The organism is Bradyrhizobium sp. F1.13.3, from assembly GCF_040548265.1.
Classification (GTDB): domain Bacteria; phylum Pseudomonadota; class Alphaproteobacteria; order Rhizobiales; family Xanthobacteraceae; genus Bradyrhizobium.
Genome location: NZ_JBEPRI010000001.1, coordinates 496,585 through 520,763 on the forward strand (window position 1 = coordinate 496,585; position 24,179 = coordinate 520,763).

The 24,179-nt window shown below is 64.5% G+C and carries 24 protein-coding genes; 8 read left to right on the top strand and 16 right to left on the bottom strand.

The features are described from left to right. Positions 1-5: 5 nt before the first annotated feature. From ABIB66_RS02260 to ABIB66_RS02315, 12 genes are all read right to left on the bottom strand, one after another. Positions 6-500 (bottom strand): tripartite tricarboxylate transporter TctB family protein, encoded by a 495-nt coding sequence (locus ABIB66_RS02260; protein WP_354254074.1) that lies wholly within the window; start codon positions 498-500, stop codon positions 6-8. Positions 501-674: 174 nt separating this feature from the next. Further along, positions 675-1,667 carry a tripartite tricarboxylate transporter substrate binding protein gene (locus tag ABIB66_RS02265; RefSeq protein WP_354206861.1) on the bottom strand — a complete coding sequence of 331 codons (993 nt, stop codon included), beginning with the start codon at positions 1,665-1,667 and terminating at the stop codon, positions 675-677. A gap of 128 nt (positions 1,668-1,795) precedes the next feature. Continuing rightward, positions 1,796-2,566 carry an RsiV family protein gene (locus ABIB66_RS02270; RefSeq protein ID WP_354207339.1) on the bottom strand — a complete coding sequence of 257 codons (771 nt, stop codon included), beginning with the start codon at positions 2,564-2,566 and terminating at the stop codon, positions 1,796-1,798. Positions 2,567-2,619: 53 nt separating this feature from the next. Next, on the bottom strand, positions 2,620-4,776 hold the full coding sequence (scpA, locus tag ABIB66_RS02275; protein WP_354206859.1) for a methylmalonyl-CoA mutase: 2,157 nt from the start codon (positions 4,774-4,776) through the stop codon (positions 2,620-2,622). Next, positions 4,773-4,958, bottom strand: a complete 186-nt coding sequence (locus ABIB66_RS02280) for a hypothetical protein (protein WP_354206857.1) — start codon at positions 4,956-4,958, stop codon at positions 4,773-4,775. The genes scpA and ABIB66_RS02280 overlap by 4 nt, the downstream gene beginning before the upstream one ends. 9 nt (positions 4,959-4,967) lie before the next feature. Beyond that, the gene (locus ABIB66_RS02285) at positions 4,968-5,432 is read right to left on the bottom strand and encodes a GFA family protein (protein WP_275170656.1); all 465 of its coding nucleotides are present in this window, start codon (positions 5,430-5,432) and stop codon (positions 4,968-4,970) included. After that, positions 5,429-7,300, bottom strand: a complete 1,872-nt coding sequence (locus ABIB66_RS02290; RefSeq protein ID WP_354206854.1) for a methylmalonyl-CoA mutase family protein — start codon at positions 7,298-7,300, stop codon at positions 5,429-5,431. Before ABIB66_RS02290 ends, ABIB66_RS02285 begins: the two co-directional genes overlap by 4 nt. A gap of 81 nt (positions 7,301-7,381) precedes the next feature. After that, positions 7,382-7,873, bottom strand: coding sequence for a 2-amino-4-hydroxy-6-hydroxymethyldihydropteridine diphosphokinase (folK, locus tag ABIB66_RS02295; RefSeq protein WP_354206852.1), 492 nt, complete (start codon positions 7,871-7,873; stop codon positions 7,382-7,384). A gap of 1 nt (position 7,874) precedes the next feature. Beyond that, entirely contained in the window at positions 7,875-8,243 is a 369-nt protein-coding gene (gene folB / locus ABIB66_RS02300; protein ID WP_007608190.1) for a dihydroneopterin aldolase, read from the bottom strand. After that, complete coding sequence (folP, locus tag ABIB66_RS02305; protein ID WP_354206850.1) at positions 8,240-9,100, bottom strand: dihydropteroate synthase; 861 nt, start codon at positions 9,098-9,100, stop codon at positions 8,240-8,242. Before folP ends, folB begins: the two co-directional genes overlap by 4 nt. A gap of 232 nt (positions 9,101-9,332) precedes the next feature. Then, positions 9,333-9,740, bottom strand: coding sequence for a DUF4332 domain-containing protein (locus tag ABIB66_RS02310; protein ID WP_007608193.1), 408 nt, complete (start codon positions 9,738-9,740; stop codon positions 9,333-9,335). A gap of 26 nt (positions 9,741-9,766) precedes the next feature. Next, complete coding sequence (locus ABIB66_RS02315; protein ID WP_247399217.1) at positions 9,767-10,132, bottom strand: DUF2267 domain-containing protein; 366 nt, start codon at positions 10,130-10,132, stop codon at positions 9,767-9,769. A gap of 345 nt (positions 10,133-10,477) precedes the next feature. Here ABIB66_RS02315 and ABIB66_RS02320 point away from each other — a divergent pair, with 345 nt between their 5' ends. From ABIB66_RS02320 to ABIB66_RS02330, 3 genes are all read left to right on the top strand, one after another. Further along, positions 10,478-12,100: a helicase HerA-like domain-containing protein gene (locus tag ABIB66_RS02320; RefSeq protein ID WP_354206847.1), complete on the top strand. Its 1,623-nt coding sequence runs from the start codon at positions 10,478-10,480 to the stop codon at positions 12,098-12,100. Positions 12,101-12,354: 254 nt separating this feature from the next. After that, on the top strand, positions 12,355-13,683 hold the full coding sequence (locus ABIB66_RS02325) for a glycosyltransferase family 87 protein (protein WP_354206845.1): 1,329 nt from the start codon (positions 12,355-12,357) through the stop codon (positions 13,681-13,683). A gap of 53 nt (positions 13,684-13,736) precedes the next feature. Further along, on the top strand, positions 13,737-15,131 hold the full coding sequence (locus tag ABIB66_RS02330) for a M20/M25/M40 family metallo-hydrolase (RefSeq protein WP_354206843.1): 1,395 nt from the start codon (positions 13,737-13,739) through the stop codon (positions 15,129-15,131). Positions 15,132-15,349: 218 nt separating this feature from the next. Here ABIB66_RS02330 and ABIB66_RS02335 read toward each other — a convergent pair whose 3' ends face one another. After that, entirely contained in the window at positions 15,350-16,129 is a 780-nt protein-coding gene (locus ABIB66_RS02335) for a class II aldolase/adducin family protein (RefSeq protein WP_275167785.1), read from the bottom strand. Between the two features lie 186 nt (positions 16,130-16,315). After that, a complete protein-coding gene (locus tag ABIB66_RS02340) occupies positions 16,316-17,965 on the bottom strand; it encodes a glycosyltransferase family 39 protein (protein ID WP_354206841.1) in 1,650 nt (549 codons plus the stop codon). 312 nt (positions 17,966-18,277) lie between these two features. Here ABIB66_RS02340 and ABIB66_RS02345 point away from each other — a divergent pair, with 312 nt between their 5' ends. After that, the gene (locus ABIB66_RS02345) at positions 18,278-19,150 is read left to right on the top strand and encodes a DUF308 domain-containing protein (RefSeq protein ID WP_354206839.1); all 873 of its coding nucleotides are present in this window, start codon (positions 18,278-18,280) and stop codon (positions 19,148-19,150) included. A 170-nt stretch (positions 19,151-19,320) separates the two neighbouring features. After that, on the top strand, positions 19,321-19,737 hold the full coding sequence (locus tag ABIB66_RS02350; RefSeq protein WP_354206837.1) for a Ros/MucR family transcriptional regulator: 417 nt from the start codon (positions 19,321-19,323) through the stop codon (positions 19,735-19,737). Positions 19,738-19,742: 5 nt separating this feature from the next. Here the strand turns inward: ABIB66_RS02350 and ABIB66_RS02355 are convergent, their stop codons facing one another. Together ABIB66_RS02355 and ABIB66_RS02360 are read right to left on the bottom strand one after the other, a co-directional pair. Continuing rightward, the gene (locus ABIB66_RS02355) at positions 19,743-20,174 is read right to left on the bottom strand and encodes a SufE family protein (RefSeq protein ID WP_275167781.1); all 432 of its coding nucleotides are present in this window, start codon (positions 20,172-20,174) and stop codon (positions 19,743-19,745) included. Between the two features lie 68 nt (positions 20,175-20,242). Beyond that, positions 20,243-20,668, bottom strand: a complete 426-nt coding sequence (locus tag ABIB66_RS02360) for a DUF5330 domain-containing protein (RefSeq protein WP_354206834.1) — start codon at positions 20,666-20,668, stop codon at positions 20,243-20,245. Positions 20,669-21,051: 383 nt separating this feature from the next. Here ABIB66_RS02360 and ABIB66_RS02365 point away from each other — a divergent pair, with 383 nt between their 5' ends. The 3 genes from ABIB66_RS02365 (at position 21,052) to ABIB66_RS02375 (ending at position 24,055) form a co-directional block, all read left to right on the top strand. Then, positions 21,052-22,953, top strand: coding sequence for a PAS domain-containing sensor histidine kinase (locus ABIB66_RS02365; RefSeq protein ID WP_354206832.1), 1,902 nt, complete (start codon positions 21,052-21,054; stop codon positions 22,951-22,953). Beyond that, positions 22,946-23,641, top strand: coding sequence for a peptidoglycan-binding domain-containing protein (locus tag ABIB66_RS02370; protein WP_354206830.1), 696 nt, complete (start codon positions 22,946-22,948; stop codon positions 23,639-23,641). Before ABIB66_RS02365 ends, ABIB66_RS02370 begins: the two co-directional genes overlap by 8 nt. A gap of 69 nt (positions 23,642-23,710) precedes the next feature. Then, entirely contained in the window at positions 23,711-24,055 is a 345-nt protein-coding gene (locus tag ABIB66_RS02375; protein WP_275167775.1) for a DUF1491 family protein, read from the top strand. Positions 24,056-24,179: the final 124 nt, after the last annotated feature.

The window sequence follows — 24,179 nt, forward strand, 5'->3', positions numbered from 1 at the left end:
GGGGATCACCAGGGCGTCGGCAACAGGCCGGCGGGAAGCGGCACGCGCAGCAGCTTGCCGAAGATCAGGTGGATGGCGAAGGGCGCCAGCGCTGCGAGCGGCAGCGCCAGCTTCCACTTCGCCCCCAACGCCGTCGAGGTGACGTAGACCATGATCGCCGCGGTGATGATGAAGCCGAGCCGGTCGGCCGCCACTACGTAGAACAGCAGCAGCGCCGGCGGCAGCAGCGCGCGCAGGCCGTAGACCTTTCCTTGCGGCGGTGGGGCAGCCGCTGCCTGGTCATCCTCGAGCGGGATCAGCTCTTCCGTCTCCTCGAAGGTGTGACCGATACCGAACACGATTGCGAGCCCGCACAGCGCAAGTCCGATGCCGATCACGAGCGGAAATATGTTGGGGCCGACCGGCTGCCCGGGCACTGGCGGCAGCAGCCAGCCGCCATAGGCGGCTGCTGTGCCGAGCGCGACGAGAAACGATCCCGTGACGGAGTCGGGAAGGCGCATGGGAGAATCCTATGAGATTTCTTCTCCCTCGCCCCATTCTTACGGGGAGAGGGCTGGGGTGAGGGGCTGCGTCCACGAACGCGGTGAAAGCTGGACTCGCGGAGACTCCCCCTCACCCGAATTTGCGCTGCGCTCAATTCGACCTCTCCCCGCAAGCGGGGAGAGGTGACAAAATCACGCCTTGCTCAAACCCGCCGCCTTCATCGCTTCGCCCATTTGGGCGTCGCCCTTGTCCATGAAGCTTGCGAACTGGCCGGCATCGCCCCACACGGTGCCGAATCCGCGATTGCCCATGAAGTCCTTGAACTCGGCAGAGTCGTAGACCTTCTGCAGCGCCGCGGTGAGCTTCGTTGCGATCTCCGGCGGCAGGTTCTTCGGCCCGGCGATGCCGCGCCAGGCGCCGGTCGCGTAGTCGATGCCCATCGCCTCCTTAAGCGTCGGCACGTCCTTGAAGATCGGATTGCGGGCCGGCGCCATGATGGCAAGGCTCCTGGCCTTGCCGGCCTCGATGATGGCGCGGGCTTCCGGCACCGAGCAGGTGGTGAGGTCGAGGCCGCCGGCGGCGAGATCCTGCATCGCGGGTGCGGCGCCGTTCGACGGCACCCAGGCGACCTGGTTGGCGGGCAGGCCCATTGCCTGCATCCAGCCGACCAGCGCGAGGTGCCAAATGCCCCCTTGGCCGGTGCCGGAAGCCTTGAACTTGCCGGGAGGGGCCGCCTTGATGGCTTCGGCGAGTTCCTTCACCGTCTTGTAAGGCGAGGAGGAGGAGACCTGGATGCCCGGGGGGTCTTCGTTCATTAGCGCCAGCGGGGTGTAGCTCTTGGGCGCCAGTTCGGTCAGCCCCTGCCAGTGCATCATCGAGATTTCGACCGTGAGCATGCCGATGGTGTAGCCATCGGGCTGCGCGGTCGCGATCGCGGTATGGCCGACGACGCCGGAGCCGCCGGTGCGATTGACCACGTTGAAGGGCTGGCCGAGATCCTTCTCCAGCAGCGCTGCGACAATGCGCGCAGTCGCATCAGTGCCGCCACCCGCGCCCCAGGGCACGATGACGGTGACGGGCCGCGCCGGGTAGGCTTGCGCACGCGCGGGTGTGAGGCCGAATGCGGCGGATGCCGCGACTGCGGCAGATGAAGCCGCAAAGGTGCGGCGCGTAATCTTGGACATGAAAGCCTCCCAGCGGCGCCCATGATTTCGGGCGCTCTTGTCAATGGTGACATTCTAGTCGGCTTTGCAGCGCGGCCGCAAGGTAGCGCTACCAGCGGTGAGTGAGCTAGTCGCTGCTCAAAACACGATCACTGCGGTTCGTCCGCGTCGCTCTTCGGCCGCGCGCCGCCGAAGATACGGGTGCCTTCCGCGCTGAGATAAGGCTTCAGCGTTTCCCACGGCACGAACGCGACATATTCGCCCTCGGCGTAGGGACCGACCGCATAGGGCGGGTAGTGGAACGTGAGCCCGGAACTCTTGCCCGCGTCGGTTGACGGCGCGAGCGTCACCGCGCCGATCTTGAGCAGGCTCGGCTCCACGCTCTTGAACCATTCGTCGGTCGCGGTCTCGCCGGCGCCGCGCTTCTTCTTCTCGATTTTCAATGAGGCGATCACCGCCTTCATCATTGCCTTCATGACCGGGCCGTTGTCGGCGGTCTCGGTGAAGAACGGGCGGATGGAGATGCGCTTGTTCTCGGCCTTGTTCCACAGGATCGTGTTCACGTCGGAGTTGGGATGGGCGCCGCGGGTGTCCATGTAGTCGTTGCGGAGAATGCTGACATAGCGGTCAGCGACGACGGACCGGATCGTATATTTGCGCTCAAAGTCCCAGCCGCCGTCCCTGAAGAACTGCGGATCCTCTTTGCGCGAGGCGGCGGCTTCTGCCGCGTTCTTGTCGATCCACTTCTTGCCTTCCGCCAGGCAGTCGGCCGCCAGCGCTGCATCGAACTTGATCTTGTCGTCGAGGAAGACGCGGGCCTCGATGCTCTTGGTCTTGATGACCGCGTCGGGCTTGGGGTCGGCAGCATGGGCGGTCGCCAACAACGCGCTGCAGGCTGCGACCAAAGTTAGCGCGCGCATCAACGCTGGCGCGGAAAATATCACGCACTGTCCTTTCGAGGATCGATGGCGACCTACTCCGCCGCCTCGCTATGCCCGAGCCGGGCGTTCAGCTTGCGGATCAGCTCCTCGGCCGCGTCCGCGATCACCGTGCCCGGCGGGAAGATCGCTTCGGCGCCTGCCGCGTAGAGCGCGTCGTAATCCTGTGGCGGCACTACGCCGCCGACGATGATCATGATGTCATCGCGGCCCTGCTTCTTCAGCGCTGCCTTCAGCTCCGGCACGGCGGTGAGATGGGCGGCGGCGAGCGAGGAGACGCCGAGGATGTGGACGTCGTTCTCGACAGCTTGCCGCGCGGCTTCGTCGGCAGTCGCGAACAGCGGCCCGATATCGACGTCGAAGCCGATATCGGCGAAGGCCGACGCGATCACCTTCTGGCCGCGGTCGTGACCGTCCTGACCGATTTTTGCGACCAGGATGCGCGGACGGCGGCCTTCGGCCTCCTCGAAGGCGTCGATCAGCGCCTGAACCTTCTCGACCCGGTTGCCCATGCTGGACGCCTCCCGCTTGTAGACGCCGGTAATGGATTTGATCTCGGCGCGGTGCCGGCCGAACACCTTCTCCATCGCGTCCGAGATCTCGCCGACGGTTGCCTTCGCGCGCGCAGCGTCGATGGCGAGCGCCAACAGATTGCCGTTGCCTTCGCCGGCCGAGCGCGTCAGCGCGGCGAGCGCGGCCTCGACGTCCTTCTGGTTGCGTTCGGACTTCAGCCGCGTCAGCTTGTCGATCTGGAGCCGGCGGACATTGGTATTGTCGACCTTGAGGATATCGATTGGAGCTTCGTCGGTCGGCTTGTATTTGTTGACGCCGATCACCGCCTGCTTGCCGGCATCGATGCGGGCCTGGGTCTTGGCCGAGGCTTCCTCGATGCGCAGCTTTGGTAGGCCGGCCTCGATCGCCTTGGCCATGCCCCCGAGCTCCTCGACCTCCTGGATGTGGCTCCAGGCCTTTGCGGCGAGGTCGCGGGTGAGACGCTCGACATAATACGAGCCGCCCCAGGGGTCGATGATGCGGGTGGTGCCGCTCTCCTGCTGCAGAAAGAGCTGGGTGTTGCGGGCGATACGCGCGGAGAAATCGGTCGGCAGCGCCAGCGCCTCGTCGAGCGCGTTGGTGTGCAGCGACTGGGTGTGACCCTGCGTCGCCGCCATCGCTTCCACAGTCGTGCGCATCACGTTGTTGAAGACGTCCTGCGCGGTCAGCGACCAGCCGGATGTCTGGCAGTGCGTGCGCAGTGACAGCGAGCGCGGATCCTTCGGATTGAAGGGCTTTAGCAGCTTCGCCCAGAGCAGCCGCGCCGCGCGCATCTTGGCCACTTCCATGAAGAAGTTCATCCCGGTCGCCCAGAAGAACGACAGGCGCGGCGCGAAGCGGTCGACATCGAGGCCCGCCGCAAGTCCGGCGCGAAGATATTCGACGCCATCGGCCAGCGTATAGGCGAGCTCGAGGTCCTGCGTCGCCCCTGCCTCCTGCATGTGATAGCCGGAGATCGAGATCGAATTGTATTTCGGCATTTTTTGCGAGGTATACGCAAAAATGTCCGAGATGATCCGCATCGAAGGCGCGGGCGGATAGATGTAGGTGTTGCGCACCATGAACTCTTTCAGAATGTCGTTCTGAATGGTCCCTGAGAGCTTCTCCGGCGGCACGCCCTGTTCCTCGGCGGCCGCAACGTAGAGCGCGAGGATCGGCAGCACAGCGCCGTTCATGGTCATGGACACGCTCATCTGGTCGAGCGGAATCCCCGCAAACAGCGTGCGCATGTCGTAGATGGAATCGATGGCAACGCCGGCCATGCCGACGTCGCCGCCGACGCGTGGATGGTCGCTGTCATAGCCGCGATGAGTGGCGAGGTCGAAAGCGACCGAAAGGCCCTTCTGTCCCGCCGCGAGATTGCGGCGGTAGAACGCGTTGGAGTCCTCCGCCGTGGAGAAGCCGGCATATTGCCGCACGGTCCAGGGCTGGTTGACATACATGGTCGGGTAGGGGCCGCGCAGATAAGGCGCGATGCCCGGATAGGTCTCGAGGAAGTCGAGTCCGGCCAGATCGGCCTCACTATAAGCGGGCTTCACCAGAATGCCCTCGGGCGTCAGCCACGGCTCGGCGCTGCCGGTCGGGGCGCCGGTGGCGGCTCGCTCGAAGGCGACATCGGCGAAATTGGGAATGCGGGTCATTCCTCGGAATCCTCAAACCTGCGATTGCGCTCAATCAGTTCTTGCACATTTTTCTTGTAGACGGGATCGTCCAAGCGGCTCTGAGTAATTTGGCCGGTCCCGTCCCAGAGCAGCCGCGCGAACAGCTTTCCAATTTTCCATTCTGCCAGACCGAGCAACGTTTGTCCGAGCAGCTGAAACATGGCGGCGCCTCAATCATGATCCGGATGCTGATGGCTGACGATGGTCGCCATCTTTTCCGGTCCGTAATTCTGCTGCGTGGTCTGGCTCGGCAGATTGGCGATCCCGACCACCCAGCCGAGACGGGACTCGGAGCCGAACTGTCGCGTCGGCACCACGTGGTCGGGGCGGTCGAACGCGCCGGTCATGATCTCGATGCGGTCGCCGTCGATGCGGCCAAAGCTCAGCGGCGTGCCGCAGGCGGCGCAAAAGCCGCGCTCGGCGATGGAGGAGGAGCGGAAGAACGACGGCTGCCCCTTGGTCCAGGCGAAGTCCGTCTTGTTGATGTCGGCAAACGAGGCGAACGGTGCGCCGCTGGCCTTCTGGCACATCCGGCAGTGGCAGATCGAAACCCTGTTCGGCGCCGTCGTGACTCCAAAGCGCACTGCCCCGCATTGGCAGCCGCCGGTGAAAACTGGTTTGCTGGCTTCGGTCATGCCTGCTCCATCTGTCGATAGGCGTCTTGCAATGTCGCAAGCGCGTCGCCCCCGGCGAAGACAAAACCGGTGACGCCGGCTGCACGCAGCGCCGCCTCGGCATCGGTCGGGCGGCCTGCCAGATAGATAAGTCGGGCCCCGGCGGTTTGCAGGGCCTGTGCCGCCGCTTCGGCGTGTTCCGCATAGACCTTGTCGCTGGAACAAAGACAGGCGAGCCCGGCGCCCGAGGCCTTGAAGGCTGCAACTAACTGGGCCGGATCGGCGAAGCCCTCGCTGTCGACGGCCTGGATGCCGCCGGTCTCGAACAGGCTTTTGGCGAAGGTCGCGCGCGCCGTGAAATCGGCGGGCGTGCCGAGATTGGCCAAGAACACTTTCGGCCGCGCGCCGTGTGCCTTCAAGGCCGCATCGGATTTGTCCCGCAGCGCCTCGAACGGTTCCGCCAGCCGGATCGGCGGCAGCGCGTCGAACTTGTATTTTTGCTCGCCATAAGGCGCCAGCGCGATCGGCGTCGCCTTCAGCACCGCAGTCTCGTTCTCGTGCAGGTTCGGAAACTCGCTGGCGCCGGTCAGCACGTCGCGGCGTTTTGCGATGTTGGCGTCACGGGTTTTTCGCGCGGCCGCCACCTTGCTCTGGAACAGGCCTTGCTGAAGCGCAGCGAAGGCGCCGCCGGCTTTCTCGCTCTCCTGGAATAGCGCCCAGGCTGCGTCGCAGAGCTGGCCCGTCAGCGTTTCGATGCCGCCTGCGCCCGCCGCGGGATCGCTGACCTTGGCGAGGTTGCTCTCTTCCAGCAGCACAAGCTGCGTATTGCGCGCCGCGCGCCGCGCGAACGGATCGGGCAGGCCGAGCGCCAGCGTATGCGGCAGCACGGTGATCGCGTTGGAGCCGGCAAGGCCGGCCGCAAAGGTCGCCATGGTCGCGCGCAGCATGTTCACATAGGGATCGCGCTGCGTCAGCATGCGCCAGGCGGTGTCGGCGGCGATGAACAGCGGTTTTGGCGTGAGCCCGCACGCCGTCTCGATACGCGCCCACAGCAGCCGCAAGGCGCGAAATTTTGCCATGGTGAGAAACTGATCTGCATCCGCGGCAAGCCGCGCATAGACCATACCTTGCGCCTGCTCCAGCGGAACGCCGGCGCCTTCGATCGCGCGCAAATAGGCGGTGCCGCAGGCGAGCACGAAGGCGAGCTCCTGCACCTCCGAGCCACCGGCATCGTGGATCACGCGTCCGTCGGCCGATGCGAACGGCCCCTTGAAGCCGAGCGCGGCGAGGCCCTTGATGCCGTCGGTGATGGCCGGGACGATCTCATCCCAAGTATACGGGCTATGGCCCCACACGGCGCCGGCCGCGAGCGGGTCGAGCCCGAAGCGGATGTCGCAGGCCGCGGGATCGATGCCGTTGCTCTTCACATATTCCGCGACGTGGATCGCCGCCATCCGCGATTGCGGACCGATCTCGAGCTCCAGCCCGATGCCGGCATCGAGATGGATATCCCTCAAGATCTTTGCGACTGCGTCTGCGGTCGGTTCCAGCCCGAAACCGTGAGCGGCATTGCCGCCGGCGAACACCAGCGCAAGCCCTGTCGCGCCATTTTCCAGATCGGTCAGTGCCTGCGCATTCGCCGCACTTGCATCGGGATGGTCGATCCGCTGCATGATCTGCCAGGGCGCTGCCGCCGGCCGCCCCACGACGGGCGCAACGCCTTTGGCGCGCGGATAGAGCGGATCGATCTTGATTCCGTCATAGGTCTTGGCGACCAGCTTCTCGAACGGCGCGCCCTTCAGCACGCCATCGACCAGCTTGCGCCAGTCTTCGACGGTGGCCTTGGGAAAATCCGCCGCCAGCGGCAGGTCGTCAGTCGTGGAGGTCATGCGGCGAGGGGCTCCCGAAAATCTTGTTGTTCGCAGTCGAAATTGCCACGGCCGGCCGTCCCTGCAAACGGTTGTTTTTGATTAACCGGTATCCGGAAGCCGCTCAATGCCTTGCGTCGAGACGCTGGCTAGCCCATCGCGCACACGAATGCCGGCGATCACGCGGTCGGGCGCGATCTCGGCCAGCGGCACCAGCACAAAGGCGCGCTCGAACAGGCGCGGATGCGGCAGGGTCAGATCGGGCTTCTGAAACGACACATCGTCATACGCGATCATGTCGAGATCGAGCGTACGCGGCCCCCAACGCCGCTCCTTGTCGCGCGTGCGGCCGAATTTCTGCTCGACCTTCTGCATCACGAACAGCAGCGCGTGCGGATCGAGATCGGTCTCGATCTCGACGCAGGCGTTGATGAAGGGATCCTGGTCCTCGTCGCCCCAGGGCGGCGTCGCATAGTCCGACGAGCGGGCGATCATCGCGGCTTGCGCCATACCGCAGATATGGGCGATCGCCTTCTGGAACGTCGCGCGGACATCTCCGACATTGCCGCCGAGCGCGATCAGGACGCTTGCCATGTCAGGGGTGCCGCGAGCGCGTCAGCATGACGCCGACGTCGTCGAAGATCGCGGCGATCGGCGCATGCGGCTTGTGCACGGTGATCTTGACCGCACGGATGCGCGGGAAGTGCGACAGGATGGCGTCGGCCACCGCGCCGGCCGCGCGCTCCAGCAGCTTGTAATTGGTGTTCTTGAAGGCTGCCGTAGTAGTCGCCACGACGTCGGCGTAGGACACAGTATCGGAAAGCCGGTCAGAGCGCGAAGGCTCCGACAGGTCGGTATAGAGCTCGAGGTCGATGACGAAGCGCTGGCCGACCTCGGTCTCGTGCTCCATCACGCCGTGGCGGGCATGGATCGACAGGCCGCTCACGAAGATCGTATCGGTCATGGCTTGCTCTCGATTGCGTGCGCCACTCGCAGGGCCTGCAAGGTCTCGGCGACGTCATGGGTCCGGATGATTTTCGCGCCGCGCTGTGCAGCGATCAGATGCGCCGCGATCGAGCCGGCGAGCCGCTCTGTCGGCTCCGACGGCGACACCGAGGCGATGAAGCGTTTTCGCGAGGCACCAACGAGGATCGGCAGGCCGAACATGTCGAGCTCGCGAAGCCGCGCCAGCGCAATCATGCTCTGTTCGGCCGTCTTGCCGAAGCCGATGCCGGGATCGAGCACGATCTTGTCGCGGGCGATGCCGGCTTGTGCCGCGATATTCAGCGAGCGCTGAAAGAACGCCTTCATGTCGGCAATGATGTCGATGGCGGGATCGACGCTGTCGCGGTTGTGCATGACAATGACGGGGACGCTCCTCGCGGCCACTATCGGCGCCATGCCGGCATCGCGCTGCAGGCCCCAGACGTCGTTGGCGATCACTACGCCCTGGGTGAGCGCGAAGGCCACCACCTCCGCCTTCATGCTGTCGATCGAGACGGGCACGCCGAGCGCCACGATGTCCGACAGCACCGGGCTCAGCCGTGCCAGCTCGTCTTCCGCCGTGACCGGCCGGGCGCCCTTGTAGGGCCGGGTGGATTCGGCACCGATATCGATGATGTCGACCCCGGCCTCGATCATCGCCCGTGCCCGCGCGAGTGCCTGCTCGGGCGCGATGAATTCGCCGCCGTCGGAGAATGAATCCGGGGTGACGTTGAGCACGCCCATCACCGCCGGGATCGGCCGCTCCAGTAGCGTCCGCAGCACGTCAGGCCCGACTGAACCGGCCGCCGGGACGGATGGGGAGGGCGAGGCATTCATGCGGCCCGCTTTAGCGGTCGGGGAGGGGGGATTCAAGGCGGGATTGGGGGGCGATCCAGTTGCCCAATGTGCTCCGGGTCCCGTGAGGGCGCGATGCTCTTGCCCACACTCCGTCATTGCGAGCGCAGCGAAGCAATCCAGGCTGCCGCTGCGGAGAGACTCTGGATTGCTTCGCTGCGCTCGCAATGACCGGGAAGGAGCGGTGCTCTATCTGCCCAGACTTGTCCCTAGATCAATACGAAATCTTCGGCGGCAGCTTTTTCGCCTTGGCGATGATGTCGCCGACCGACTTCTCCGAGGGCAGGATGCGGAGCAGCTTTTTCTTTTCGTTGGCGTCCCGCATGCTCTGGGCAAGCCTTGCCGGATTTCGGTAGGCGAGCTCGCGCACGGTGGTGACGCCGGCGGCGCGGACCAGGCCGACCTTGGCCCGGCCCATGCCGGGGATGCGCATGTAGTCGGAGACGTTCGCCCATTCCAGCAGCAACTGCTCGCTGATGCCGGTCTTGGCGGAGAGCGCTTTGCGGCCCTTCACGGTCGAGGCCGCCTCGAGCAGCGCGTCGGTGGTGCGGATACCCTGCGCCTTCAACTTGTTGGCGGCAAAGGCCGACAGGCCCTCAATCTCGGAGATCGGATATGTCATGATACTCGATGTGAAATGCGCAGGCGTCAGGCGAACTGGCTGAGGCCCGGGGTCCCCGCGATGATCTTGCCCATCTGATCCGCTCCGATTTTGTCTCGGCCGAAGCGAAAAAGTTCACGGGCGATGTTCTGAATCTCGGACATGCCAAGTCCGAGGCCCATCAGGCGCGTGCCGACCGCCATCAGGCCGCCGCCCATCAGCCGCGACAGTCCCCCGCCGCTGCGGGACGCCTCGATTGCCGCTTCTGCACCTGGAATCTGGTCGATCAGTACCTGGACGCTGTCGGAAGGACCCTCGTTGCGGAGGAAGCCCAGGATAATGCCGACGGTCTTTTCGGCGACAGCACTATCTATGCTGGCGTTTGTCGCCAGCCGCCCGATTAGCTCGTCCATATGGCCGCCCCTCAGCCGGTTCACATGCCGGAGTATTGCTTTCGAAAATGATCTTGAGCCGGTGTGATGTGAAATACAAGCGATGAACGCCATCAACGTTCCGATTCATTCTCGAACGCGCGAGAAGTGTTGCAGTGATGCAAGAGCGGAGATGAAATCGGCAAAGAAATGCCGCGATGCGAACGCGTCGTTCCTACTTTCGGCGGATGTCACCCGCACATTTCCGGCGATGTCGATGCCCGGAGCGCGTTGAATGGTTTCAATCAGCGCACGACATGCGTTAAACTACGGAACTGGTGCATTCGAGTTTCGATATGCGAAACACGGCAGAGAGATCAGGGAATAATGACCGCACAGGACAGCAAGCTCGGCGATACCGACGACAAGATCTTCGTCGGTAAAGGAAACGAGCAGGCATGGCTGACGCTGGCGTTCGCCAATCGCCACGGCCTCGTCACGGGTGCAACCGGAACCGGCAAGACGGTCTCGCTGCAAGTCATGGCGGAAGGATTTGCGCGCGCCGGTGTTCCGGTGTTCGCGGCCGACATCAAGGGCGACCTCTCCGGCATCTCCGAGGTTGGCGTGCCCGCGGACTTCATCGTCAAGCGCGCCACCGAGATGGGGCTGACGTTCCAGCCCGACCAGTTCTCGACGGTGTTCTGGGACGTCTTCGGCGAGCAGGGCCACCCGGTGCGGGCGACCGTCACGGAAATGGGCCCGCTGCTGCTCGCACGTATGCTCGACCTGAACGACGTGCAGGAAGGCGTGCTCAACGTCGCCTTCCGCGTCGCCGACGACAATGGGCTGACGCTGATCGACATGAAGGATCTGCGCGCGCTGCTCGATGCCATCGTGCCCGATGCCGGCAAGAAGGGGGCGGATGCCGAGGAGAGTCCGCTTGCCGAGATCAAGAAGGCGGCGCAGGGTTTTGGCAACGTCACCAAGGCCACGGTCGGCACCATCCAGCGCCAGCTCCTGGTGCTGGAGAACCAGGGCGCCACCAAATTCTTCGGCGAGCCGGCGCTGACGCTGAAAGACTTCATGAAGACTGACCGTGACGGCCGCGGCATGGTCAACATCCTCGTCGCCGACAAGCTGCTGCAGAGCCCACGGCTTTACGCGACATTCCTGCTGTGGATGCTGTCGGAGCTGTTCGAGGAGCTGCCCGAGGCCGGTGATCTGCCCAAGCCGAAGCTGGTCTTCTTTTTCGACGAGGCGCATCTGTTGTTCAACGACGCGCCCAAGGCGCTGATGGACAAGATCGAGCAGGTGGTGCGCCTGATCCGCTCGAAAGGTGTCGGCGTTTATTTCGTGACGCAAAACCCGGTCGACGTACCCGATCGTGTGCTCGGACAATTGGGCAACCGGGTGCAGCACGCGTTGCGCGCCTTCACCCCGCGCGACCAGAAGGCGGTCGCCGCCGCGGCCCAGACCTTCCGGCCCAACCCGAAGCTCGACACTGCCAAGGTGATCATGGAGCTCGGCAAGGGCGAGGCGCTGGTGTCCTTTCTCGAAGGCAACGGCACGCCGGCGATGGTCGAGCGGGTGATGATCCGGCCGCCGTCGGCCCGGATCGGACCGATCACGCCGGAGGAGCGCAAGGCGATCATGGATGCAAGCCCGGTGAAGGGCAAATACGACACCGCCGTTGATGCAGAGTCCGCCTACGAGATGATCCAGAAGCGCATTGCCGGCACGGCTGCCACTGCGGATGCTTCGGCGGGTGGTGGAGGCGGCGGCATCCTCGGCCAGATCGGCTCTATGGTCGGCACCATCTTCGGCACCAACGTCAAGCGCGGCCGCCTCTCCACGGGCCAGGTCATCGCGCGTGACATGACCCGATCGGTCACCAATCAGGTGATCGGGGGGATGGCCGCCAACATCGGCAAGTCGGTCGCCGGCCAGCTTGGCGGCTCGATCGGCCGCACGCTGGTCCGCGGCGCGCTCGGTGGCTTGCTGCGCAGGTAGGCAGTCAAGCTAGATTTGAGGCACTAAAGCCTCCACAGCGTCGTGGCCGGGCTTGTCCCGGCAATCCACGCCTCACCTGCAGTTCGAAGAACGTGGATGCCAGGGCACAAGCACGGGCATGACGAGATTCCGCGGGTGTTGAGATGCGATTGCCCACACGCTGGGCGAGGCTGAACACCACAAATTCAGGTGATCAGGACTCTCCAAGCGTCCGTCGGTCTGCTAGGTGCTATGGCCCCTGACTGGACCACACCGTGACCTCACCTGAATCTTTCGTCCGACCCGGCGCATTCCGAAGCCTGTCGCTACGTGCGCCGCTCGACCTGCTCTTCCTGCTCTGCTGCTTCATCCTGGCTGCCGACGTCCTTGGTCCCGAGATCTTCGGTCACGGCAAGACCAAGGACTACGGCCTGTGGTACTGGGCCGGGCAGCAAGTCTTGAAGGGTGGGCCGCTCTATCCCGGCGACATCCGTGAGTACTTCGAGTTCATCTACCCACCGCTGCCGGCGATCCTGCTGGCGATCCCGAGCTGGTTCGGCAAGATCGCGCTCTACAGCGTGCTGTCGATCCTGAATATTGCGGCGTGGTGGTACACCGGGATGCTCTCCAATGCCATGACCGGTTCGGGCCGCAGGCCCGGCCCTTGGCTGGAGGCGCTGCCCGCTCTCGTCACCGTGACTTTCGTGTTCGACATGTTCGATCTTGGCCAGCCGAACCTCGTCCTGCTGGCGATGATGCTCTACGGCTTCTGGAGCTTGCAGCATCAGCGCTCCTGGCTCGCAGGCTTCATGTTCGCGCTCGCCACCGCCATCAAGGTGTTTCCAATTGCGGTGCTGCCCTATCTGGTCTGGCGGCGAAACTGGGGAGCCGCCGTCGCGACAGTCGCCTTCACCGGCATACTTCTCTATGTCGTGCCGGGCCCCATTCGCGGCTTCGAGCGCAACGCCGCCGAGGTCAAGACCTGGTATCAGGGCATGGTCGGATCGAGTTCGGAAAAAGGATTTGGCCAGCGCGACGAGCAGAACTGGTCGTGGGTGAACCAGTCACTCATTGCCGTCACGCACCGGCTGGTCCGGCCCATCAACTACAATCAGGAGGACCCCAGCAAGCCGCCGCGCACAATGAATGTCATCGACGTCGATTACAGGACGGCGAACTGGATCGTGCTGGCGCTGTCGGCGTTGCTCGGCCTAGGCTTCGTCGCGGTCATGCCACGGCAAGCGCTGCGTACGGCGCGCTCGGACGCCGAGGAGCTCGGCATCCTGTTCTGCCTGATGACGGTGGCGTCGCCCCTGGCGCGGCAATACTACTTCATGTGGCTGTTCTTCCCGATGACGGTGCTGATGCATCGTGCCGCCTTCGACGAGCGGGCCAACGTGCGCCTGGGAACCTGGCTCGCTCTTGGCGCCGCCGGCATCCTCATGCTGCTGGCGCTGCCGTGGTTTCCCAATGTCTTTCAGGCCTGGGGCAATAACCTCGTCGCCACGGCGATCCTCGCAGCTAGTCTCGCATGGCACATCCGGCATCCGCCGGTTGCGGCTGGCCCCGACGCCGCGGCAGCGCTAAAAGCCGATAGTTCTTGAGAAGACATCTTGAGCCCCGACGTCTTGGGATTCGAACGCAGGGAATACGACCAATGGCAAATGCGCAGCTTCAATCCGTGCTCGACCACATCGACAAGGAGTTCGACAACAGCCTGGAGCGCCTGTTCTCGCTGTTGCAGATCAAGTCGATCTCCGCTGATCCGGCCTTCGCGGCCGATTGCAAGGCAGCGGCCGAGCATCTTGCCAGGGACATCGCGAGCCTCGGCGTTGCGACTGAAGTGAGGTCGACCGCCGGCCATCCCGCGGTCGTCGGCAAGAGCGTCGCGGGCGGCCGGCCGCATGTGCTGTTCTACGGCCACTATGATGTGCAGCCGGTCGATCCGCTCGAGCTCTGGCACCGTCCGCCGTTCGAGCCCGTTGTGACCGACCATGCCGACGGCCGTAAGATCATCGTGGCGCGCGGCGCCGAGGACGACAAGGGCCAGGTCATGACCTTCGTCGAGGCCTGCCGCGCCTGGAAGAAGGTGACGGGATCGCTGCCGATCGACGTCACGTTCCTGATCGAAGGCGAGGAAGAAGTCGGCTCGAAGAACTTCGTGCCCTTCATCGAAGCCAACAAGGACGAGTTTAAGGCGGACTATGTCCTGGTCTGCGACACCGGCATGTGGGACCGCGACACGCCGGCGATCACGACCTCGCTGCGCGGCCTGCTCTACGAGGAGCTCAAGATCACCGCGGCCAATCGCGACCTGCATTCCGGCGTGTTCGGCGGCAGCGCGATGAACCCGATCCGGGTGCTGACCAAGATTCTCGGCGGGCTGTTCGACGATGACAACCGTATCACCATCCCCGGCTTCTATGACGGGGTGAAGGATACGCCGCCGGACATTCTCGCGCAGTGGAAGAAGCTCGACTTCACGCCGGACACGTTCCTCAAGCCTGTTGGGCTATCGATACCGGCCGGCGAGAAGGGCAGGCTCCTCGTCGAGCAGGCTTCCACGCGTCCGACCTGTGATGTCAACGGCATCTGGGGCGGTTATATCGGTGAGGGCTCGAAGACGGTGATCCCGTCGCACGCATCGGCCAAGGTGTCATTCCGATTGGTCGAAGGGCAGGATCCGCAAAAGATCCGCAAGGCGTTCCGTGCGTACGTGACGGCGCGCATTCCGGGAGACTGCAAGGTCGAGTTCGGCGACCACTCTGCCGGGCCTGCGATTGCGCTCGACTGGAACATGAAGCCGCTCGCCGCGGCCAAGACCGCGCTGACCGAGGAATGGGGCAAGGAGACCGTGCTGATGGGATCGGGCGCCTCGATCCCGATCGTTGCGGACTTCAAGCGTACGCTGGGGCTCGACTCGCTGCTCGTCGGTTTCGGCCTCGACGACGACAACATCCACTCGCCGAACGAGAAGTACGACCTCCGCAGCTTCCAGAAAGGCATCCGTTCCTGGGCGCGCATCCTCGCGGCGCTGGCCGAGGTGAAGTGACTGCGTAGGGTGGGTTAGCCCCGCGGCTGCGCGAAGCGCAGTCGCTGGGCGTAACCCACCAACTTCTTCCCGCGATCACGGAAGCATGGTGGGTTACGCTTCGCTAACCCACCCTACGAAGCGCACCAAATAAAAACGCCGCCCGGAATTGGGCGGCGTTTCATTCCAAAAGGCGTAGAGGTTCGTTGACCGCTACCCTACACCAAATCCGGAAAATCTCAAGACCGGTATCCCGGAAGCTCGCGGTCGAGCTTGCGCAACAGCGGCGGCCACACGAGGTTGGTCGCGCGTAATTCGGCACGGTCGCGGTTGGCGAGCAGCTCGGTGTTCTTGTCGATCGCGACATCGTCGACCGGATACACCGGCGTGCCCAGCGCGCGTGTACGCACCTGCATCGAGCAGGCGCGCTCGAGGTGGTACATGCGCTCGAAGGCCGAGGCGACCGAGCGGCCGACCGTCATCGTGCCGTGGTTGCGCAGCAGCATGTGGTTGTGGTCGCCGAGGTCCTTCTGCAGCCGCGGCCGCTCGTCGTGGTCGAGCGCGATGCCTTCATAGTCGTGATAGGCGAGGTCGTGGGTGACGAGCTGGGCGGTCTGGTTCAGCGGCAGCAGGCCTTCGGCGCTGCTCGAGACCGCGGTGCCGTCGAGGGTGTGGAGATGAAGCACGCACATCGCGTCCTCGCGCACCTCGTGGATCGCCGAGTGGATGGTGAAGCCGGCGGGGTTGATGCTGTACTCGCTCTCGGAGAGCTGGTTGCCGTGTAGATCGACCTTGACGAGGCTCGACGCCGTGATCTCGTCGAACATCAGCCCGTAGGGGTTGATGAGGAAATGATGGTCGGGGCCGGGCACGCGCGCGGAGATGTGGGTGTCGACCAAATCGTCCCAGCCGTAGAGTGAAACGAGGCGATAGCAGGCGGCGAGATTGACCCGTTGCTGCCACTCGGCCTCCGTCATGTTCGACGGCACTTCCTTCAGGCGCGCTTCCGCTGGCGACATGGCTGATCTCTCCGAACATCGTTGTTGCGGGGAGGGAGGGTAGTCTCGGTGGTAGCTGGCGGCAAGGCGCTGAAAGCGCGGCAGTCCAGCGTAGCCCGCATGGAGCGAAGCGGAATGCGGGACCGGTCCCTGGATTTCGCTTCGCTCCATCCGGGCTACGGCACTCCGGCTCGGGAGAGAAGAATCTTACGGCGCAGGGATCGAGAGCAGGCTGGAAATGCTGCTGCCGCGGATGTCGTAGACGCGGGCGAACACCACGTCGTCGCGCTTGATCTCGACCAGCACGGGCGCGGTGAGGCCCTTGCAGTAGAATTCACCGAGCGTCATGGCGAAATCGGCGGCATTGGAATCCCAACCGATGGTGAAGTCGGGGCCGAGCGCGACCTGGGCGGGACGCTGCGGACCGCACACGGCGACTTTCCACTTGCGGTTACGCGGCGGCACTTCCTGGCGTTCGACCAGCTGCTCGCGCAATTCGTCCGAGGCCTGCTTCAGCGCGAGACCCCAATAATCCAGCATGAAGCGGTCGTCGGCGCCGCGCACGGTGCCGGCGATGTGGTTGAAGTGGGTGTATTGATAGGGATGCAGCCGGATCATCTCGGCGAGCGAGAGCGCAAGGCCAAAGCAGAAGGTGGCGAGCACGACCGGCTGCCAGGTGCGGTGATTGGCGCGCAGGCGCTCCATGGCCCAGCCAAAGGCGACGCCGCCGAGCACCGCCATCGGCGGGATCACGAAGACGAAATGGCGGATGCCGTTGTACAGCGCCGGCCGCTTCACCATCGCGATCACCAGCGGCAGCGTCGCTGCGAGCGTGAGCATCAGCAGGATGGTTTTGCGGCGGGCGGGAACCTCGCGACGCGGCAGCAGTGCGAAGGTGCCGATGACGGCGCCGAACATCAGCACCAGCATCACCTCGGGCAACTGAAGTGCGAACAGCGTCGGCAGGTAGGACCAGGGCATGTCGGGCACGGATACGATCGCGCCGTCGAACATCTCCTTCCAGGGTTTCTCGAAGAAGTGCGAGAAGTAGGTCAGCGCCTCGAAGGGATTGCCGGGCTCCATGATCGACCACGGCCAGATCAGCCCCATCACGAGGTAGCCGAGCACGAGGCCAGGCAGGAGCACGTAGACGACATAGGCGAAGCGTCGGATCGACTCGCGCAGGCCCTCGCTGCGCAGTTCCTCCAGGAACAGCGGCATGAAGCCGATCACGGCATAGACCAGCGCAAGTCCGCCCAGGATGCGGGTGCCAAGCGAGAGGCCGGCACCAAGGCCGACGATCAAGATCGTGCGCGGCGAAGGCTGCGGATATTCCTCGGCGAGCCGGACGAGGCCCAGCATCAGGATGATCATGGCCACCGCGAAGGGCGCATCCTTCGGGTTCATGAACATGTGGCCGTAGAAGATCGGGCAGAGCGCGAGCAGCAAGAGTGAGGCAAGTCCCGCAAGGGGGCCCCCGATACGGCGGCCGAGCCGCCACGTCACCGCAAGTCCGACCACGCCGACGACGGCGCCGACCAGACGGCGCGTCTCGAACAGCTCGAGCGGAATCACCTTGTGCAGGAGGGCCGCGACCATGTCGAAGCCGCCGCCATACATGTAGAGATTGGCGAACGAGAGTGCCGCGGTGTCCTTGAAGCCGGAACCGAACATGCGCAGCAGCAGGTCGGCATATTCGGCGTGGGTGTAGTCGTCCCAGCCGAGCCCGTAGTCGCGGAAGGTCAAGCCAGCAATGACGGCGACCGCAGCCAGCACCAGCATGGCGAGATCGTCGCAAGTCCGTTCAACCGAGCGCCGCAGAGGCGTGTCGATCGCCGAAGTCGTGATGGATGTCATGGCTATTGGTGACCCGGAATCCCCTCTTGGCCCTGCTGGTGCGCGCGGGCCACTTCCCCGGAATCCCTATAGCGCAGTTCCATTACCAAGTAATTGGGCATTATGGCTAATTCCTGATGCAGCGCAGCAAATCCGACCAACTCCTGAGCAGCTTAAAAGTAGCGAGCCGTAGCTGAAGGGAATGTGAATAAGTCTCTGATTTCCTTTCCTTTAGGAACGCAGGCTATAATTCGACGTTGGCGTGGAACACCGGATGACGGTATCGTGGCGTGACGAGTGTCGCGTGTGGATGCGCGGCCGGGGGTGAGTTCGATGACCTTGGCTTTGTTGATCGCTGGGATTTTCGCCGTTTTGGCGGGCCTCCTTGCGATCCTGTTTGGCTTCACCGTCAGGGAATTCAGTCTCGGCAGTACCCTCATAATCTCCGGAACCATCGGCGTCTGCTCCGGACTGTTACTGGCCGGCCTCTACGTCGTGGTCGTGGAACTGAAGGGCATTGCCCGCCGGCTGGCAGGATCAATCGCACCATCGGACGTTCGGGTCAGGCCCGTGCTGCCGGGTCTCGGGATCCCTGGAACGCCCGGCCTCGCGCCTGACCCGGGCGCAGAGAAGATCGAGCCGGCGCCGCCATTGCCGGCCGCAGGACCGCCGCCCTGGCAGAACGAAGCAGCCGCGCGGGAGCGTCCACGCGTCGAGCCTCCGCCAGCGCCAGAAGCCCCGACGCCACCTGAGGTTCCGGAACCGCCGCGCCGGCGCAACCTGCTGTTCGCCTCGACCTCGCGCAAGGAGCGCGAGCGCGCGGAGGCGAAGACCGGCGAGGGCTTGCCGCCGCTGCCGCACGCTGAGCCCTCAGCGGAGCCTGCCGCCCCGGAGACGCCCCCTGCCAGCTTCGACGACGCCTGGCCGAAGCCGGACCGTGTGAGGTCTCCGGAGCCGCCGCCCGCCGCGCGGCGCCCGCCACCGCGCTCGCCATCGACCTTCGCGGAGGCCGCCCCGCCAGCTGCACCCGAACCGGCGGCAGCCGCCGAGCAGGCGCCCGTGACCGTGCTCAAATCCGGCATCGTCGACGGCATGGCCTATTCGCTCTATTCCGACGGCTCGATCGAAGCCCAGATGCCGGAGGGGATGATGCGCTTTGCCTCGATCGACGAGCTGCGCTCCCACCTCGACCAGCGGGGCGCTTGAGAGCGGGCGCAGACGAATCTGCAGCCAAGTAAAGCGCTGGCGTTCTTGTTGCTTCGTCAGTAAATCGGCCCATACTCCTAGTCGTTCCGTTTCAGCCGAACGTATTGTTGACACGGAATACTTTGGCGTCGTCAATCCCATGCGACGCAAAGTGGAGAAAGGTCGGGCCGATGTCGGATACCGGGGCTAAGAATTTCATTGAGCTGACGGCGAGCATCGTGTCGGCCTATCTCAGCAACAATCCGACGGCTGCGGCCGAGATTCCGAACCTGATCAGCCAGGTGCATGGCGCGCTGGTGCGCGTTTCGTCAGGCCGCACCGAGACGGCGCCGCTTGAGCCGGCGAAGCCGGCGGTCTCGCTGAAGAAGTCGATCGCGCCCGATTATCTGGTCTGTCTGGAAGACGGCAAGCGCTTCAAGTCGCTGAAGCGCCATCTGCGCACCCAGTACAACATGACGCCGGAGCAATATCGCGAGAAATGGGGCCTGCCGGCCGACTATCCCATGGTCGCGCCGAACTATGCGGTGGCCCGCTCGCAGCTTGCGAAGCAGATGGGACTGGGGCAGCAGCAGCGGAAGCGGAAGTAGAATTTCTACGACGCTGCCGCGAGCGCCTCTTTCGCGTCGGTCTTGATGCGCTCGACCATCGAGCGCAGGCCGTTGGAGCGCTGCGGCGTCAAATGATCGCGAAAGCCGAACTCGTCGAAGACGGCAATGGCGTCGGTCGCAAGAATCTCCTGCGGCGTGCGGCCGGAGTAAAGCGACAGTACGATCGCGACCAGCCCGCGCACGATGTGGGCGTCGCTGTCGCCGCGATATGTCAGGATCGGCGCGCCGCCATCGCGACGATCGATCAGCTTCTGAAGCCAGACCTGGCTGACACAGCCATTCACCTTGTTCTCGGCCGAATGCTCGGCCTCGGACATCGGTTCCAGGGTGCGGCCGAGCTCGATGACGTACCGATAGCGGTCGTCCCACTCATCCAGAAGCTCGAAATTATCCCTGATTTCGTCGATCGTCGTCATGCTGGCCCAAAGTTCCCGTTCAGGCCAATATAGGGACGCAAAGCGCCGAAATCGATAGGGTTTGGGCGCTAATTCGCTGTCGCGGGCGCCGGGCCGCGCCATTCCAGCGCGAGGTCGTCCTGGGACAGGGTGTCACGCGGCGCCTCGCTCGCAGCGAGATCGCCTTCGCCGGCCAGCGCGATCGAGCCGGTGTGGTCGGGCGCCTTCTTGTCGGTCTTGTCGAGCTGCTCTTTCTTGTCGTTGATGATCTGGTAGATCTTCTTCGCGCCGTCCTGCGCACGCTGGCCGATGATGGTCGCGGCCTGTCCGCCGACCTCGCAGGCTGCCGGCTGGCGCTTGCAGAACTGGGTCATGTCGGAGACGGCCGCGGTCGCAGCCTGCACCGCGTCGGCAGCGCCGATCTGCGGCAGCTTGTCCGATTCGGGCGTCTTGTCCCGCGGCAGGAGCACCAGCACCAGCCCGAGCCAGAATGTGATGCGAAGCAGAAAGCGCATCTTGCGACCTGTATGTTAGAGCCCGCCGCGGCGATCTCCGCGGATGTCGGACCTAGCAACTCTCGATAAATCGCAAGTGATTGCCTTCCGCTTAATTCGCGGAAAATTGACTCAAGAATCTTAGCAATCGACGGTGTCGTAAATTTTCGATTGACGTCCGCGCCGCGAACTCTGCCGGCCACCCGTCCACCATTTCGAAACCATGCGGATCACGGTGAAACCCTGTGTTCACCATCCCTGCCGATGACGTCGTCAAATCGCCTAAAAAGCCGTGCGATGACGCGGTGTCCGGCGGCGCGCCGCGCTGCCTTAGTGTTCGTTTAAGGTCGCTCTGACACGGTGGCTCAACGATAAGGAGGCGTTCCGGCGCGTCTTCCCGACGAATGAGCCGAAGCGCGAGACCCGTGACAGTTTTGAGTATCATCCGCGATTGTCTCGATGCGCTGCTGCATCCCTCCGCGCGTTACGACGCGCTGACGCGAGCGCGCCATCGTGCCTTCATGGCCCCGCGGCTGCTCGGCAGCCTGGCCGCCTTTGCCGCATTCCCGGTCTATCTCGCCATGCGCGGCGCGCCGAGCGCGATCGAGGTCGCGGCGTTCGCCTGGCTGATTGCGCCGATCCTGCTGTCCTGGTTCCTGTCGCGCACCGGCCGTTACGAAGGCGCGCATGTGCTGTCGTCGCTGGCGCTCTCAAGCCTGATCATGGCGGTTGCGGTGACGACCGGCGGCATCGAATCATTTGCCGCGATCTGGCTGGTCGTGATTCCTCTCGAAGCTGCGCTGTCGGCCTCGCGCCGCGTCGCGGCCTTTGCATCGCTGCTGGCGCTGTCCTGCGCCGGCATCCTGATCCTCGTCAGCCAGCTCGGCTGGCTGCCGATTGGCGACACCAGCGCCGCGGAACGCGGCGTGCTGATGGCGTTCGGCGTCGCCTCGGCGACGCTTTATGCCGCGGGCCTTGCCTTCGGTGCGGAATCGCTCGCGCGCACCAGCGTTGCGCTGCTGTCGCGCGAGGAAGAGCGTTACCGCCTCCTGGCGCGGAATATGAGCGACGTCATCTCGCGGCATCAGCGCAACGGCGCGGTGCAGTTCATTTCACCGGCGGTGGAAGCCATGCTCGGCGTGCCCGTCGCGCAACTGCTCGGCCACGGCCTGTTCGATCGCGTCCATGTCGCCGATCGCCCGGCTTATCTGACGGCGCTGTCCGATGCCGCGCGCGGCGACGTGCGCAGCGTCGAGTTCCGGTTGCGCCGGGAGCGTGCCGGCTCGGAGCGCGGCCAGGTTGATTTCATCTGGGTCGAGATGCGCTGCCGCCCGCTCGATCAGGATATGGGCCGCGATGTAACGCGCGAGGCCGATGTCGTCGCCGTGATGCGCGATGTCACCGACCGCAAGCTCGGGGAACAGGCGTTCGACGAGGCACGCAGCGCTGCAGAGGCGGCCGACGCCGCCAAGACGCGCTTCCTCGCCACCATGAGCCATGAGCTGCGCACGCCGCTCAACGCCATCATCGGCTTCTCCGAGATGATCACGCAGGAGCAGACCTTGATGCTGGGCGCGGCCCAGCGGAGGGAATACGCCCAGCTCATCAACGATTCCGGCCAGCATCTGCTCTCGGTCGTCAACGGCATCTTGGACATGTCCAAGATGGAATCGGGTAATTTCGAGATCGCGTCCGAGCCGTTCGCGCCGCGTGCATCATTGATGCATTGCTGCAATCTGCTGGCGCTGAAGGCGCGGGAGAACGGCGTCGATCTCGTCACCGATGCGCCGCAGGACCTGCCAGTCATGACCGGCGATCCGCGCGCCTTCAAGCAGATCGTGCTCAACCTCGTCGCCAACGCCGTCAAGTTCACCGAGCGCGGCGGTCAGGTCACCGTCACAGCCGCGGTCTCGGGCTCGCAGCTTGCGCTGCGCGTCAGCGACACCGGGATCGGCATCGCGCCTGACGATCTCGAGCGCATCGGCGCGCCGTTCTTCCAGGCCGGCAAGACCTATCAGCGCCGTCACGAAGGCACCGGCCTCGGACTTTCGATCGTGAAGAGCCTTGTGGCGTTGCATCTCGGCGAATTGACAGTACAAAGCAGGCTCGGCGAGGGCACTGCCGTCACCGTCAAGCTGCCGCTCGTGTACACGCCGCAGGCCAAAAGTTCTGAGGCCAAGATGTCCGACAGCAAGGCGAGCGAGAACAAGATCGCGACCTTGACGCCGGTGCTGCGCCAAGAACTTCAAGACCATGCTCACGACCAAGTTCAGGACCAACCCGCTCTGGTGAAGAAAAGTGCCTAAGAAGTCTGCCAAGGACGAAGCCGCTCCGCGCCGCCGTGGCGCCAAGGCTGCGGTCATCGATGTCGAGACCGAGCGCAATCTCGTGCTGCGCGTGCTGCTGCATAGCCCCAAGGATACGCTGGCCGGTCTCGTCGCCGTTGCCGCCATCGGCGCGATCGTTGCCAATGCGCTGTTCCTCCAGACCGGCCGGCATCCGGCGCCGATGTTCGGCACCGTGATCAATCTTCCCGCACCGTCCTCCCTGGCGCTGTCAAATCCCTTGCCCCGTCCGCGTCCCGTCGGCGCCGATACCTCGCCGCTCGAGCCGAGAGCGACGGAGTTTCGTGCCGAGCCCAGAGCTGCGGACAAGCCGCCGGAGAGGCCCGTCGATGCGACCGCATCGACGCCGCGCTCGGGCGACCCCATGACCAATCTGGTCAAGCAAACGATTTCGGCGCCGCCCTCCGTCGCGCGTCCGCCGGCGCCGATCCCCGTGCAGCAGAGCCCGGCCGCGCGGCGCATCGCCGGCGTGCAGCGCGCGCTGTCCGAATATGGCTACGGCAATTTGAAGATCACGGGCGCAATGGGCGCCGAGACCCAGTCCGCGATCCAGAAATTCGAGCGCGAGCACAAGATGCAGGTCACCGGCCAGCTCTCCGAGCGCCTGCTGCGCGAGCTCGGCGCCGCGATCGGCCACCCCGTCGAATAGTCGTTACGCTTCGCCGAGACCGAAGCCTCAAGGCTGGTGCTCATTACAGCACTGGCTTATCGTACGACCATGCGTTTGAAATCAAACATCTGGGTCTCAGCCTATCTGCGCCGGTGCCAGACCGAGGGCGTGTTCGGCGCGGTGCGCCGTCGCGGCGCGGAGGAGGCGGGTGCGGTGTTCGTGAAGGTTTCGCTGCTCGACGGCAATGCGATGCTCTACGTGCCCGCGCCGCAGACCTCTTATGACGACGGCCGGCCGGTCGATCGCTTCTTCGTGCCGTTTGCGCCGCAGCCGATGCCGGAGCCCGCGGTGGAGGAGCGCCTGACCAAGGAGATCCGCTTCGACTCCGACATCTGGATCGTCGAGACCGAAGACCGCGCCGGGCGGCATTTTCTCGAATTAGCGAAGACCTGATCAGGACGCTGTTGCGTCGTCATGGCCGGGCTTGTCCCGGCCATCCACGATCTTGGTTGCGCCACCGATGAACGTAGATGCCCGGGACAAGCCCGGGCATGACGAGCTTGTGGAGCAAGCGACG

What these genes read in the sequence shown, in the direction of transcription:
- ABIB66_RS02285 (WP_275170656.1), bottom strand. Translation starts at nt 5,432, where the DNA reads ATGACCGAAGCCAGCAAACCAGTTTTCACCGGCGGCTGCCAATGCGGG.
- ABIB66_RS02375 (WP_275167775.1), top strand. Translation starts at nt 23,711, where the DNA reads ATGCGTTTGAAATCAAACATCTGGGTCTCAGCCTATCTGCGCCGGTGC.
- folB (WP_007608190.1), bottom strand. Translation starts at nt 8,243, where the DNA reads ATGACCGATACGATCTTCGTGAGCGGCCTGTCGATCCATGCCCGCCAC.
- ABIB66_RS02360 (WP_354206834.1), bottom strand. Translation starts at nt 20,668, where the DNA reads ATGCGCTTTCTGCTTCGCATCACATTCTGGCTCGGGCTGGTGCTGGTG.
- ABIB66_RS02315 (WP_247399217.1), bottom strand. Translation starts at nt 10,132, where the DNA reads ATGGACGAGCTAATCGGGCGGCTGGCGACAAACGCCAGCATAGATAGT.
- folK (WP_354206852.1), bottom strand. Translation starts at nt 7,873, where the DNA reads ATGGCAAGCGTCCTGATCGCGCTCGGCGGCAATGTCGGAGATGTCCGC.
- ABIB66_RS02280 (WP_354206857.1), bottom strand. Translation starts at nt 4,958, where the DNA reads ATGTTTCAGCTGCTCGGACAAACGTTGCTCGGTCTGGCAGAATGGAAA.
- folP (WP_354206850.1), bottom strand. Translation starts at nt 9,100, where the DNA reads ATGAATGCCTCGCCCTCCCCATCCGTCCCGGCGGCCGGTTCAGTCGGG.
- ABIB66_RS02335 (WP_275167785.1), bottom strand. Translation starts at nt 16,129, where the DNA reads ATGTCGCCAGCGGAAGCGCGCCTGAAGGAAGTGCCGTCGAACATGACG.
- ABIB66_RS02320 (WP_354206847.1), top strand. Translation starts at nt 10,478, where the DNA reads ATGACCGCACAGGACAGCAAGCTCGGCGATACCGACGACAAGATCTTC.
- ABIB66_RS02330 (WP_354206843.1), top strand. Translation starts at nt 13,737, where the DNA reads ATGGCAAATGCGCAGCTTCAATCCGTGCTCGACCACATCGACAAGGAG.
- scpA (WP_354206859.1), bottom strand. Translation starts at nt 4,776, where the DNA reads ATGACCCGCATTCCCAATTTCGCCGATGTCGCCTTCGAGCGAGCCGCC.
- ABIB66_RS02290 (WP_354206854.1), bottom strand. Translation starts at nt 7,300, where the DNA reads ATGACCTCCACGACTGACGACCTGCCGCTGGCGGCGGATTTTCCCAAG.
- ABIB66_RS02265 (WP_354206861.1), bottom strand. Translation starts at nt 1,667, where the DNA reads ATGTCCAAGATTACGCGCCGCACCTTTGCGGCTTCATCTGCCGCAGTC.
- ABIB66_RS02345 (WP_354206839.1), top strand. Translation starts at nt 18,278, where the DNA reads ATGACCTTGGCTTTGTTGATCGCTGGGATTTTCGCCGTTTTGGCGGGC.
- ABIB66_RS02355 (WP_275167781.1), bottom strand. Translation starts at nt 20,174, where the DNA reads ATGACGACGATCGACGAAATCAGGGATAATTTCGAGCTTCTGGATGAG.
- ABIB66_RS02340 (WP_354206841.1), bottom strand. Translation starts at nt 17,965, where the DNA reads ATGACATCCATCACGACTTCGGCGATCGACACGCCTCTGCGGCGCTCG.
- ABIB66_RS02260 (WP_354254074.1), bottom strand. Translation starts at nt 500, where the DNA reads ATGCGCCTTCCCGACTCCGTCACGGGATCGTTTCTCGTCGCGCTCGGC.
- ABIB66_RS02350 (WP_354206837.1), top strand. Translation starts at nt 19,321, where the DNA reads ATGTCGGATACCGGGGCTAAGAATTTCATTGAGCTGACGGCGAGCATC.
- ABIB66_RS02270 (WP_354207339.1), bottom strand. Translation starts at nt 2,566, where the DNA reads ATGCGCGCGCTAACTTTGGTCGCAGCCTGCAGCGCGTTGTTGGCGACC.
- ABIB66_RS02365 (WP_354206832.1), top strand. Translation starts at nt 21,052, where the DNA reads ATGAGCCGAAGCGCGAGACCCGTGACAGTTTTGAGTATCATCCGCGAT.
- ABIB66_RS02310 (WP_007608193.1), bottom strand. Translation starts at nt 9,740, where the DNA reads ATGACATATCCGATCTCCGAGATTGAGGGCCTGTCGGCCTTTGCCGCC.